We start from the raw sequence: 13,338 nt of genomic DNA, 5'->3' as shown, positions 1-13,338 counted from the left end.
AACTAAGTATGAAAAAAACAGATGTTGCTGTAGTTGGACTATCCTGCGTCTTTCCCGGGGCGCAGGATGCCCATACTTTTTGGCAGAATATTGTCAATAAAGTAGACTCTACCCAATCGGCTCCGGCTGATCGGATAGATCCGGTGCATTTTAGTGATGCCACCAACCCTGTCGATCGTTTCTATTGCAAACGAGGCGGGTTTATTCCTGATTATGAGTTTGATCCTACCAGCTTTGGTATTTTGCCCCTTGCTGTGGAAGGAACAGAACCCGATCATTTACTGACCCTTGAGTTGGTTCAGAAAGCTTTGGAAGATGCCGGAGTATTTCAAAAGAATGCTTCCCTTGAAAAAGCAGGAATTATTATCGGGAAAGGAAATTATACCGGGCCGGGAGCTACCCGTGCCATTGAAATTGTAAGAACCGGAGAACAGATTTCCTCTTTATTGCAGGAATTGCTCCCTCAGGTATCTTCTGCTGATATTGAAAAAGTAAAACATGCTTTTCAGGAACGTAAAGGACGTTTCGCTGCTGATACTGCCATGGGATTGATTCCCAATCTGGTAGCTTCATTGGTTGCCAACCGTTTTGATCTTGGAGGCGTTGCTTTTACGGTTGATGCCGCTTGTGCCAGTGCTTTAATCGCTGTAGATCATGCAGTACAGGAACTTCAGAGAGGTCGTTCCGACATGATGATCGCCGGAGGAGTTCACACCGGACAAAATGCTGCTTTCTGGAGTATTTTCGCTCAATTGGGAGCAATGTCCCGTCAACAGCAGATCAAACCCTTCAGTAGGGATGCTGATGGATTGCTGATTGGTGAAGGCTGTGGTTTCGTCGTTTTAAAACGACTGGAAGACGCTGTTCGTGATCAGGATAAAATCTATGCGGTGATCAAAGGGGTGGGTGTAAGCAGTGATGGTAACGGAACCAGTGTGATGAGTCCATCCGTAAAAGGACAATTAAAAGCGTTAGAGCAAGCCTGGATCAATGCTGATCTGGATAAAAATAAAGTAGGTTACCTGGAAGCCCATGGTACCGGAACTCCGCTAGGAGATAAAACGGAACTTCAGACCTTAGCACAGTTCTTTGGGAAAGAAGAAGCTGCTCCGGTAGCAGGAATCGGATCTGTAAAGTCCAATATCGGACATGCTATGCCGGCTGCAGGAATCGCAGGACTGATTAAAACCTGCCTTGCTTTACACCACGACACATTACCACCAACATTGTACTGTGAGAATCCAACGGCAGAAATGCAGAATACAAGATTTGAACCGGTGCAAGAAGCTAAAAACTGGTCAAAAACCGGACTGCCAAAAGTAGCGGCAGTCAACGCTTTTGGATTTGGAGGAATCAATGCACACGTTGTTCTTGAAGGCTATGATATGCCGAAAAAAGACACCGTATTGCTATTGGCAAGACCTACCCATGCAGAATTAGTTTCTGCATTAAAAAATAACGAGACCACTACAGGTGAAGGAGATTTCAGAGTAGCCATATTCGATCCCACACCTGCAAGAATAGAAAAAGCCCTTAAAATTGTTTCTAAAAACCTGATCTGGAAAAATAAACAGGACATTTGGTACACTTCTACTCCATTATTAAAAGATGGTGGTAAAGTAGCCTTTGTATTCCCTGGTTTGGATGGTCTGGCAAAAGGTGAAGTGGAAAGTGTAAGCCGTTATTTCGGATTAACAGCCCCTATAGAAACAGAAGGTGAAGGGCTTTTAACCGATGCTTTAAACATCTTCAACAACTGTAGTATCCTTGACAATTCATTGAAAAAACTGGGCATTATCCCGGACATGAATGCAGGACACAGTTTAGGAGAATGGCTGGCAGGATATTCATCAGAACTGGCAGAAGCCAATTCTGTAAAAGCTTTAATCGATGTATTGAATCCAGAAACATTTGAATTAAAAGATTCTAAATTCATTGCCATCGGAGCAGGAATTGATGTCGTACAGCCTTTTATTTCTGAAATTTCAGACCTGTATGTATCGAATGACAATTGCCCTAATCAGGTGATTCTTTGTGGTAGCAATGCTGCATTGGATGAATTGGTTCCGCAATTAAAATCAAAACAGATCTTCCATCAGGTACTGCCCTTCCAATCAGGATTCCACTCTCCTTTTATCGCTGATAAACTGGATATTATCCTTGCCGGAATGGAAAAAGCACAGTTCCAGAAAACGAAGATTCCGTTATGGTCTGCAACGACTTTAGAACCTTATCCAGCAGATCAGGCAGCGATCAGAAAACTGAGCGCCGAGCATTTGGTTGAACCTGTTCGTTTCCGTGAACTGACGGATAAACTATACGAAGAAGGTGCCAGAGTATTCATTCAGGTGGGTACCGGTGGTCTGATCGGATTTATTGATGATACCTTGAAAGGAAAAGCATTCAGTACGATTGCTTCCAGCGTTCCTGCCCGTTCTGCATTAGCACAGTTACAGCGTGTAGTTGCTTCCCTATTTGTAGAAGGTAAAACGGTTGCGCTTGACTTTTTAGAGCTCCACCAGCATTCAAAAAAATCATCAGGAAAAGGGATTAAACTAGAATTAGGCTCACCTATTATCAGAAATTTTAAAGAAGTAAAAGCATTAGCTCAATCCTTTGAAACACCAAAACAATATACTGCTTCCGCTTCAGCCATGACTACTAAAAGTGGTCATCCGCTGGTACAGGCATTCCAGGACAACGTTACGGATATGATCCGTATGCAGGAAGAAGTCCTGACTTTATTCCAGAACCGTCCGGAGATTGCGATTTCACGTCCTGCTCAAGTTGCTCCAAAAGCACCAAGAAGTACAACCTTCACAAAAGATCTGTATGTGACGCTTGAAAGTCATCCTTATCTAATCGATCACAGCTTATTGAGACAGCCCAAAGGATGGGCTCATGTAGCAGATATGGAACCGGTAATCCCGATGACCATGATCTTTGAACAGCTGGCAGAAATTGCAGAAGCAGAAATCCCGGGAACACAGGTTCATAAAATTATGAATGTAAGTGTATTCCAATGGATGAATGTTGCCCAGCCTTTTGAGAAAACAGTGAAAGGACAATGGCGTGGCGAAAACCATGCGTATCTGGATATTGAAAACTTCGCCAATGCTGAAGTGATCTTAAAATCTTCACCTGTCCCTACTCCAACGTTTAACCTTTCCGTTGGTGATCTTTTACCCATTGAAAGAACACCTGAAGAAATCTATGATGCCCACATGTTCCATGGCGATAAATACCAGGGAATTACGGAAGTTTCAGCCGTTGGAAACAAAGGAATTGTAGGAAAAATTAAAGGAAATGGCGGAAAAGGATCTCTGCTAGACAATGCCGGACAGTTATTCGGACTTTGGTTACAGCTTACCTTAGTGAAAGACCGTATTGCATTCCCGGTGAAGATCAGAGATATTGAATTCTTCGGCGATATGCACGATCAGGAAGGTATTTTTGAATGCACCTGTATGCTGACCGAGCTTAATGATGAATTTGCCATTGCAGATATCATTTTGAAAAGAGACGGAAAAGTATGGTGCGCCATCACAGGCTGGCAGAACAGAAGACTGGAAATTGATGCCGCATTATGGAATGTTTCCATGTCACCATTGCACAACCGTCTTTCTGAAGAGATTGCTCCTGAAGTATTCTTCTTCCACCAGGCCTATACCAGAGTAGCTTCATGGGATTTTATCCTGAAAAGATATTTCAACCAAACGGAAAAACAACATCACCAGCAATTATTACCGAACAAGAAGAAAAACTGGATGGTAAGCCGTGTTGCTGTGAAAGATGCCGTTAGAAACCTTCTTCGTCAGGAAAAAAATCATCCGTGCTTCCCTATCACCTTTGAAATCCGCTCTGATGAAGTGGGAAAACCTTACCTCATCAGTGATTTCACAGAAGACATTCATATTTCACTCGCTCACAAAGGAAAAGAAGCTGTGGGGATTGCAAGATATGGCAAATCTGTAGGAATCGATATGGAACTTATGGAAGAACGCAGCGAAGGATTCTATGATCTGGTATTTACAGACCATGAATTAGCCTTATTAAAAGGCAGAGATCAGGCAGAATGGACCACCCGTTTCTGGGTTGCCAAAGAAGCCTACGGAAAGTTCTTAGGAACCGGACTGAAAGGGAATCCAAAAGCCTTCGAAGTCGAACTTATAAAAGATGATCACCTGTGGATCAACAATATTGAAATCAAAACTATTAAACATAAAAATTATATTATCGGATGGACACTGTAAACGCAACATTAAAAATGAACCACGAAGAACTTTTTACTTTATTAAAAGGTTTTATTACTGAAGTGATAGGTGCTGAATTTGTAGAGGAGATGGACATTACTCCGGAAAGTTCATTCACCAAAGATCTTGAAATGGACAGCATCGAGATTGTCTCTTTCTCTGAAAAGATCAAGGCGCATTTTGGCGATCAGATCGACTTTACAGGTTGGTTATCTTCTATGGATCTTGACCAGCTTATTAATCTTGACCTTAGTATGATCATCAATTATATCTACGAATGCCAATAATCACTGTCAATAATAAACAAGTTCATATACAGGAACTCAACAAAGGAGCCGAACAAACCGTGGTACTGATCCACGGTATGTTCAGTAACCTATCCATTTATTATTTTAATATTGCCCCTATTCTGGCAAAACATTTCCATGTGGTGATGTACGATCTGAAAAGTCACGGGATGAGTGAACGCTTTTTGGATGGGTACGACCTTGATAACATGTCATCCGATCTGATTGGTTTAATGGATCACCTTCAACTGGAAAAAGTACATCTTACAGGCTATAGCTTCGGTGGTCTTATTGCTTTGAAAACAGCATTGAAATACCCTGAACGCGTTAATCAGCTGGTAGTGATGGAGGCTCCGGATCCTCAGGACGAAAAAGCCCGTAACATCATTGATGAGTACAGCAAGGAATTCCTTGAGCATTATGTAGCCAATTTTACAGATACCACCAAAGTCCAGATGGGTAAAAGACAAATGGAAAAGAACCATCGTATGTATGAATTTTTGTTTAACCAAACCAGCATCAAAGCAGATATGATTAAGGAAAAGCATTTCCTTGGTGAAGCGGATTTCAATCAACTGAAAGCTTCTACTTTATTGCTTTACGGTGCTGATTCCAACTGCAGACCTACAGGAGAATGGCTGCAGTCTCAAATCGGTACATCCGAACTTGAATTAATTTCCGGCGATCACAATATTCCCATCCAGGAACCTCAGCTCATCGCAGAGACGATCGCTCAGTTTTTATCTAATATCTTAACGAAGAACCATGGCTAAATTTGCATTTATAGTTCCACCCTTGACAGGACATGTCAATCCTACCCTAAGCATCGGTACTACTCTGTTGGAAAGAGGACATGAAGTAGCCTGGATCAGCCTTGACCCAACTTTAGAGGCTAAACTTCCCGAGGGCGGAAAATTATTACTGATCCAATACGATCAGACCGACGAAGAAAAGAAAGAAAGCGAACAATATCTTGATATTATTTCCAAAAAAGTAGTGTATGGAATCGACAGTGTGAAGTTTCTTTACGAGGAAGTTCTTATTCCACTGAACAGACATTGCTATAATGGAATTGTTGCTTTATTAAAAACATACCAACCCGATTTGATCATCGGTGACCATCAGTTATTTGCGGCGCCGATAGCTGCCAAAGCATTAGGAATTCCTTGTGCGACTTCCGTTACAGCTCCGGCTGCCATTAAGATCATGAATGAGCTGCCAAAAGTACACGAATGGGAAGTAAATCAAATTGTTGACTTACAGAAAGAACTTGGTTTCAATGAAGAGCGTTCTCTGGCCACTTCAGATTTGTTGACGCTTGTTCTAACTTCAACCTATTTCTTTGGGGAAATGGAAGATCTGGAACCTCAATATCAATTCACGGGTCCGGTTCTTACCGAAAGACGTATCTCATGTGAATTTGATTGGGACCGATTAAAAAGTGCCACCAATAAAAAGATTTTAGTAAGTATCGGAACGACTTTCGATCACGATCATAAAAAAGCATTCTTCCAAAAGGTTGTGGATGCTTTTAAAGAGGAAGATTTAACCGTTGTTGTAGTTTCTGACCCACAGCTTTTCGAGCAATGGCCGGATAACTTTATGGTGTATCAGCAGGTTCCTCAATTAGATCTGTTACCTCATCTTGATGGGGTGGTTTGCCATGGCGGTCACAATACCGTTTCTGAAACCTTATCCAACGGAATTCCTTTGGTAGTGATTCCTATTGCGTATGACCAGTCGCATGTTGCAGGACGTGTGGTACGTACAGAAGCAGGTGAAAGACTTAATTTCAACCGATTTAAAGCCAATCATCTGAGAGAGGCAGTACAGCAAATTTTAAATAACCCGAGCTACCGTGAGGCCGCTCAAAAAGTAGGACAATCTTTTATGGAAGCAGGAGGAGCATCTACAGCCGCTAATTTATTGGAAGAAGCCATCACAAAGACTTCAAAACACGAAAAACCATCTAAATTTTTATTCGTTGTTCCGCCGTTTTTCGGACATGTAAGCCCTACATTAAGCGTGGGAGCCAGTCTGATTGCCCGTGGCCATGAAGTAAAATGGTTCGGAATTACGCCTTTAGACAGCAAACATATTCCGGAAGGAGGTTCTTACTTCTACCCTGAAGAGGATCTTATTCCGTATCAGGACGAAATTGCCCGTATTTTAAAAAGACAAGATGACGGACCGGCTTGTTCAGGTCCTGAAGTGATGAAATTAGCACTGGAAGAAACCTATGTTCCTTTCGCTAAAATGATGATGCCAGGATTAACAAGATTAACAGAAAGCTGGATGCCTGATGTGATCGTGAACGACTGTATCACTTTCGGAGGTGCGCTTTTCGCTCATAAACATAATATTCCTTGTGTAACAACAACTCCTGTTCCGCCGGATGTAATGGGAGATACTGAAAAAAGTGCCCCTAAAATCTGGGAATGGCAGCAAAACTTAATCAAAGACTTACAAAAAGAAGTGGGCATTCATGAGGAAGGAATTTATATTCATTCTCATAAACTGAATATGATCTTTACTTCCCAAGCCTTTGCAGGTTTTGATACAGTGCCATCTCACATGAAATTTGTAGGACCGGTAAAAGGCCGTCCTAATGATGCTCCATTTGACTGGGATAAATTAAATGCTTCTACCACGCCAAAGATCTTCGTATCACTGGGAACTTTATTGGTAGACATCAGAAAAGCTTTCTTTGAAAAGATCATCGCAGCATTCAAAGACCAACCGGTTACCGTGATTGCTGCTACTCCACCGGAAATCTTTGAAGAATGGCCGGAGAACTTTATTGTAAATAGCTTCGTTCCTCAATCTGCGGTAATGCAAAGGATGGATATGGTAATCTGCCACGGTGGTTTCAATACCGTAAACGACACTTTCCGTAATGGTTTACCGATGTTAATCACTCCTATTGCTTACGATCATTTCCATATTGCGAAATTAATTGAGCAGGCAGGTTGCGGAATCAGTATCCGATACAAAAGACTCCGTGTAGAAGCTCTTCGTGAAACTGTTTTTGAATTACTGGAAAATCCGAAATACAGAGTTGCAGCCCAAGAGGTTCAGAATACCTTTAATCTTGCCGGAGGTAATGATAAAGCGGTAGAGTTGCTGGAAAACTTTGTACAGGAATATTCCACATTAGCTTCAGTATAATAAGCTACAAATCTACCTATGAAAAGAAGATTGTTATTTGGCGAACGAATGTTACTGGGAGACGGAACAGAACCGTTCAATGCGGTGATTCCTTTCAGACTCAGAGGTACCTTTGCATTAAAGGATATCCAGGAAGCTTTGGCTAAGATCCAGCAAAAACATCCGTGGTTAAGAGCGCTTATTGCTCACGATGATAAAAATATCCCCTGGTTCGATGTTCCTGAAAACCCGATCTCCATTCCGGTACGTATTATTGCCAGAAAAGGAGAAGATCAGTGGCAGGAAGAATCCAAAAGGGAATGGAATACCTTATTCGATCCTAAAAAATTGCCTCTTATCCGGTTTGTCTGGATTAAGGGGGAAGACATTTCTGACATGCTATTTGCGTTCCACCATTGTTTATGTGATGGTGGTTCTGCAATGGCCTTCCTTTATGAGTTTTTAAAAGTATTGGATAATCCCAAAGCCGATATTGGAATAGAAAATCCTATTTTAGGTATTCAGGATGTGGTTCCAGCAAATATTTTAAACAGCCGAAAGCAAAAATTAAAAGCCAAATTCATCGGAAGATTAGCGGCCACAGCTATCAAGGTTATTCCTACCGGTAAAAAATCTATTGACCGCCAAAATGATTATTTAATCAGTTGGAAAGTAGATGAAACTGTGAGTCAGCAACTGATTTCCTATTGTAAATCCAATGGTGCTACGGTGAACACATTCTTAAGTGCTGCTTTGCTTCAGGCTTTTAAAAAAATAAAAGGAAACGGAGCTTTCAATAAAGTATCCTGTCCTGTAGACATCAGACGTTTTGCTACCCAGGTGAAGAACGATCATATTTTTGCTTTTGGATTGATGATTGTAGTTTCTGCTAACGAAAAGCTGAGCTTTATAGAAAATTTACATGCCATGCAGGCTTCTGTAGAGCGTAAAACCTCTAAGCTTGATCCTTATATTACCATGATGGTGATGGAATCCGGGCATGATGCGCTGAATAATTTCACCAAGCTTTTAAAGAACGGAAAATCCTCTAATGACTGTATGTTTTCCAATCTGGGGCGCATTCAGATTCCTCATGAATATAAAGAATTCTCTGTGGATACTATTTTCAGTCCGTCTGTGATTGGTCCATTGGGAAATACGACAACACTGGTCGTTTCTACTTACCGTGGGAAAATGGATTTTTCTTTTGTAGGAAGTGAAGGCTATTTACCCTATACCGATGCCCTGGCCATCCGTGATGAAGTCATGAAGATTATTAAATTACAACTGGAATATATAACCGTATCATGATCAAAAGAAAACTAATGATGGTAGAAAGGATCATGTATGTAGATCCTGAAACCCCTGTAAACTGTGTATTTGCAGCCAAAATAAAAGGAGAACTTCCGGAGCAGAATTTTAAAACTGCTCTGGAAAAAATCCAGCAGAAACATACGTTGTTAAGAGTGGTTATAGATATTAAAAGTGAAAAATACCCTTTTTTTAAAGAGGAAAAAGACATTGCTCCTATCCCACTCCGTATTGTAGAAAGAAAAACAGAGGAAGACTGGCTGACAGAGTCTCAAAAAGAATGGAAAATCTTATTTGAAGAAGAAAAAACTCCACTGGCCCGTGTAGTATGGGTAAGAGGACAGCATGTTTCTGAAGTCTTTTGGGCCATCCCGCACTGCATTTCAGACGGAACCACCGGAGTTACCTTAATGAAAGAGCTGCTTCAGCTTTTGGATGATCCCGCTTTAGAGTTAGAACCTTATGAACCTTTCATTTCAGTAGATGAATTTTTACCTTCCAACTTTAATGTAAAAACTAAGAAGTTCAAGGCTAATCTTTACCGGATGTTTGCCAAGTTCTTCTTTCTTTTACAACCAAAAAGCAAAAAGAGAAATCTCGGGAACGATTACGTTCTTCATCAAAAACTGGATCCGGCAACCACAGCCCAAATTATGGAGCGATGCAAAGCCAACGGAGTTTCCGTACATGCTTTATTGTGTTCTGCCTTTATGCAGGCTTTTCAGGAGATAAAAGGGAAAGATGCCAAAGGTAAAGTGATCAGTCCGGTAGATGTCCGTCATTTTATTCCTGAGATTAAAGAAGATCATTTATTTGCTTTTGCTCCAACGGTTGATCTAGCCATAAAAAAAGGGACTTCAGATCTACTGAACAACGCCAAACATATCAAAGAAGATCTTACACAGAAAATTGGAAAGATGGAAGCCCGCGAACTCCTGTGGATGGGAGAACAGATGCACCCGATTGTAGACCGTATGATCTCCATGCTAAAATCAAGCAACGGCGGGCATGATGTGACCCTTTCCAATATGGGAAGAATCAACATTCCAAATGAGTATAAAAACTTCAGTGTAGAAACCATCTTCAGTCCAACCGTAGCATTTCCCTGGTTGAACTCAAACACTTTGGTGACGAGTACCTACAACCATCAGATGGATTTTATATTTTTGTCCAACGAAGACTTCCTGCCCAAAGCGGAAGCCGCCAAAATAAAAGAGAAAGCCATAGCGCTCATGACCACCTCCATATGAAATTGAAATTTAAGCCGAAGCCACCCAAAAAGCTCAAAAAAACTACCCTTAAACGCTTTCTCATCAAGCGTACGATTTACTATGTCCTTCCGAATGTATTTTTCAATTTCATCATCGCGTATGCCAGCTTCAAGGAACTAGGCTACACCCATTTTTTTTCCGGCGAACAAAATCTGGCCCGCCTTACCTTACCCATGGCCCTATTTCTCCCCGTTGTCCTCACCATAGACATCATCAAAAGGGTAAACGATGCCGCCGGACAAGGCGCCATTGAGTTTACCGTAGATGAAGCGTTGAATATAAAAAAGCTAATGACCAAGCTGAGTATTCTGCATGGCGTGATTACCTGTTCTTTGGTGTTAGCGATGCTTTTTTTAGGGCAATATAATTTTTCTAAGGATTATAAGCTGGATGCTACGGCGATGGCTGTTGTTGTGGGAATACTGGCTGGGATTTTGTCTGTGGTGTTTGTTTATTTGCCGGTTTGGAGGTTGAGGAGGTGGATGTGGAGAAGGAATCAGGTTGTCATAACAGAAGAATACTAAAATTTAAAAACCACTTATTTATATTACAATACGTTATAATTAAGATATCAACATTATACAAATTTTTCAGTTCTACTCTTTCTTTTTAATCTAAAATAAAATATCTTTAAAGTTTCCTAATTTAAGATTTCCGGGGTTTGAAGGACAATGGGAAGCTAAAAGGTTAGGAGAAGTTGCAACTTTTGCTAAAGGAAAAGGCATTTCTAAAAATGAAATAGTTGACGATGGTGAAACTGAATGTATAAGATATGGAGAGTTATATACTTTTTATAGAGAAGTAATTTCTGAAATAAAATCAAAAACGAATACAGCTATTTCCACTCTTGTTTTAAGTGAAGCTAATGATGTAATTATCCCTGCTTCAGGAGAAACTCAAATTGATATTGCAACTGCATCTTGTGTTATCAAATCAGGGGTTGCATTAGGAGGAGATTTGAATATAATAAAAACTAAAAATAATGGTGTTTTCCTATCATATTATTTGAATAGCAAAAAGAAATTAGAGATTGCAAAACTTTCGCAAGGTATCTCAGTGGTTCATTTATATTCTAGTCAATTGGCGTTACTGAATTTAAAACTTCCACAATTAGAAGAACAAGAAAAGCTATCAGGCTTTTTATCTCTTTTAAATTCTCGTATCCAAACCCAAAAGAAAATAATTGAAAAATTAGAATCCTTAATCCAAGGATGGCGTGAAAGAATATTTTCTCAAAAAGTTAGATTCAAGAATGAACGAAATAGCTTTTCTAGTTGGGAGATAAAAAAATTAAAAGATATATCAATAAGAATAACAACAAAAAACATAGAAAGTAATAAAAATGTTTTAACAATTTCAGCACAATACGGTTTAATTAGCCAATTAGATTTTTTCAGTAAATCCGTGTCAGCTAAAAACATAGATAATTATTATTTATTAGAAAAAAATGATTTTGCTTATAATAAGAGTTATTCAAATGGCTATCCGATGGGAGCAATTAAACAGCTTATAAACTATAAAAAGGGTGTCGTTTCAACATTATACATTTGCTTTAGATTCCACGACTATATAAACTCTGAGTATATGAAACATTATTTTGACTCAGGATATCACAATGTAGAAATAGAAAAGATAGCCCAAGAAGGAGCAAGAAATCACGGACTTTTAAATATAAGTATAACTGATTTTTTTGATATCAAAATAAGTTTACCAAGTAGAGAAGAACAAACTAAAATAGCCAATTTTCTTTCTTCTATTCAAGAAAAGATAGAAACAGAAAAAAAAATTATAGAAAAACTAGAGCTTCAAAAAAAGTTTCTGTTGACTAATTTATTTGTTTGAGGAGATAGCCTTGTCAAGGTGTTAAACCTTGACAAGGCTGGATTGAAAAACTAATCTATTAAACAAAAAGATTTTGCAATAAATACTTTTTCTGATTTTCATATTGATTTAATAATTCAGCCTCTAACTTTATTTTTTCATCAAAAGCTTTTAAAAATTTTGCTATTTCTTTTTGTTCCTTTATCGTTGGAATATTTAATTTAATAGTCTTTATGTCGGATCTATTCACAGAAGTAAAAGTACTACCTTGTTCAAAAGAGGCCCATTTGTTTTCAAAGTATAATAAAAACTGATAAATAAATTCAGAATCAGATTTTTCATTACTTTTGATAGCACAAACTCCACGTCCTATACAAGCAAAATGTTTAGATTTTGCGACATAACCTACAGGAGCACGCACAGTTAATATTATATCTCCAATATCACACGTTTTTGTAATTTGACTAGTAAATTGTCTTGGTTCTGAAAATCTTTGAACAATATCTGCATTACCCTGAATCAAAGGTAATCCTTTTCCATCCGTATTATAAGCTAACGAATCTGGAGATTGCCCCATCAAGATTGTTGATATATCTCCTAGCTTCTTTTCTTCCCATTTACTGATATATCGCTGATTGATTTTTAGACTTCTAGTAAAAAGGCTATGAGAAAGCTCTAATTTCATCTTACGATTATCCTCAATTATTTTCTTTTGGGTTTGGATACGTTGAGCTAATAAACTCAATAAAGTACTTATTTTCTTTTGTTCTTGCGTAGAAGGAAATATAATTTTAATCTTATAAAAATCAGAATGATTTAAATCGGGAATTGTTGATGTTCCTGCTAATCGAATAATTTGATTCTGTATTTTATTTGATTTTAGAAAATTTAATAAAAAATTCTTGATGATATATTCGGGGTAAGCTACTTTGAAAAAATTATTATGAAATGCACCTGATACATTTGTTACCACTTGTCCTGTATTTCCTGTCCTAGTCATTAATATATCTTCTTCTTCACAAATTACAGATTTTGGAGGATTTAAAATGTAGTATCTTTTTATTGAATTAGCTTTTAAAAATTCATTTGTAATATAAAAGTACGCTCCTTCTCTCTTTTCTGTTAATCGTTCAGATATTGCTATTTGTAGTCCTTGATTAATTTTTACGACTTCCCCCAGTTTTTTTGTTTCCCACTCCCCTTCAAACCCCGGAAATCTTAAATTAGGAAATGCAAAGATTGATTAAA

Annotated in this window: 9 protein-coding genes; 8 read left to right on the top strand and 1 reads right to left on the bottom strand. The window is 38.9% G+C overall.

The window, feature by feature from the left end; genetic code table 11:
- Positions 1–8 precede the first annotated feature (8 nt).
- From DRF65_RS13200 to DRF65_RS13165, 8 genes are all read left to right on the top strand, one after another.
- Positions 9–4,253, top strand: coding sequence for a type I polyketide synthase (locus DRF65_RS13200; RefSeq protein WP_115971233.1), 4,245 nt, complete (start codon positions 9–11; stop codon positions 4,251–4,253).
- Entirely contained in the window at positions 4,241–4,540 is a 300-nt protein-coding gene (locus DRF65_RS13195) for an acyl carrier protein (protein WP_002977699.1), read from the top strand. The genes DRF65_RS13200 and DRF65_RS13195 overlap by 13 nt, the downstream gene beginning before the upstream one ends.
- Positions 4,531–5,313 carry an alpha/beta fold hydrolase gene (locus DRF65_RS13190; RefSeq protein ID WP_115971232.1) on the top strand — a complete coding sequence of 261 codons (783 nt, stop codon included), beginning with the start codon at positions 4,531–4,533 and terminating at the stop codon, positions 5,311–5,313. The genes DRF65_RS13195 and DRF65_RS13190 overlap by 10 nt, the downstream gene beginning before the upstream one ends.
- On the top strand, positions 5,306–7,708 hold the full coding sequence (locus tag DRF65_RS13185) for a glycosyltransferase (protein ID WP_115971231.1): 2,403 nt from the start codon (positions 5,306–5,308) through the stop codon (positions 7,706–7,708). Before DRF65_RS13190 ends, DRF65_RS13185 begins: the two co-directional genes overlap by 8 nt.
- An 18-nt stretch (positions 7,709–7,726) precedes the next feature.
- Positions 7,727–8,998, top strand: coding sequence for a condensation domain-containing protein (locus DRF65_RS13180; protein WP_115971230.1), 1,272 nt, complete (start codon positions 7,727–7,729; stop codon positions 8,996–8,998).
- The gene (locus tag DRF65_RS13175) at positions 8,995–10,248 is read left to right on the top strand and encodes a condensation domain-containing protein (protein ID WP_115971229.1); all 1,254 of its coding nucleotides are present in this window, start codon (positions 8,995–8,997) and stop codon (positions 10,246–10,248) included. Before DRF65_RS13180 ends, DRF65_RS13175 begins: the two co-directional genes overlap by 4 nt.
- A complete protein-coding gene (locus tag DRF65_RS13170; RefSeq protein ID WP_115971228.1) occupies positions 10,245–10,793 on the top strand; it encodes a hypothetical protein in 549 nt (182 codons plus the stop codon). Before DRF65_RS13175 ends, DRF65_RS13170 begins: the two co-directional genes overlap by 4 nt.
- Before the next feature lie 100 nt (positions 10,794–10,893).
- The gene (locus DRF65_RS13165; protein WP_228438673.1) at positions 10,894–12,111 is read left to right on the top strand and encodes a restriction endonuclease subunit S; all 1,218 of its coding nucleotides are present in this window, start codon (positions 10,894–10,896) and stop codon (positions 12,109–12,111) included.
- A 58-nt stretch (positions 12,112–12,169) separates the two neighbouring features.
- On the opposite strand, the gene DRF65_RS13160 is transcribed toward DRF65_RS13165, so the two are convergent.
- On the bottom strand, positions 12,170–13,330 hold the full coding sequence (locus DRF65_RS13160; protein WP_228438671.1) for a restriction endonuclease subunit S: 1,161 nt from the start codon (positions 13,328–13,330) through the stop codon (positions 12,170–12,172).
- Positions 13,331–13,338: the final 8 nt, after the last annotated feature.

It is taken from the genome of Chryseobacterium pennae (assembly GCF_003385515.1).
Taxonomy (GTDB): Bacteria; Bacteroidota; Bacteroidia; order Flavobacteriales; family Weeksellaceae; genus Chryseobacterium; species Chryseobacterium pennae.
The sequence above is the reverse complement of the archived record's forward strand: the minus strand, read 5'-3'. Positions and strand labels throughout refer to the sequence as shown.

Bases quoted from the DNA above. Each gene is read 5' to 3' on its own strand.
- DRF65_RS13190 (WP_115971232.1), top strand. From the start codon at position 4,531: ATGCCAATAATCACTGTCAATAATAAACAAGTTCATATACAGGAACTC.
- DRF65_RS13185 (WP_115971231.1), top strand. From the start codon at position 5,306: ATGGCTAAATTTGCATTTATAGTTCCACCCTTGACAGGACATGTCAAT.
- DRF65_RS13175 (WP_115971229.1), top strand. From the start codon at position 8,995: ATGATCAAAAGAAAACTAATGATGGTAGAAAGGATCATGTATGTAGAT.
- DRF65_RS13200 (WP_115971233.1), top strand. From the start codon at position 9: ATGAAAAAAACAGATGTTGCTGTAGTTGGACTATCCTGCGTCTTTCCC.
- DRF65_RS13180 (WP_115971230.1), top strand. From the start codon at position 7,727: ATGAAAAGAAGATTGTTATTTGGCGAACGAATGTTACTGGGAGACGGA.
- DRF65_RS13195 (WP_002977699.1), top strand. From the start codon at position 4,241: ATGGACACTGTAAACGCAACATTAAAAATGAACCACGAAGAACTTTTT.
- DRF65_RS13170 (WP_115971228.1), top strand. From the start codon at position 10,245: ATGAAATTGAAATTTAAGCCGAAGCCACCCAAAAAGCTCAAAAAAACT.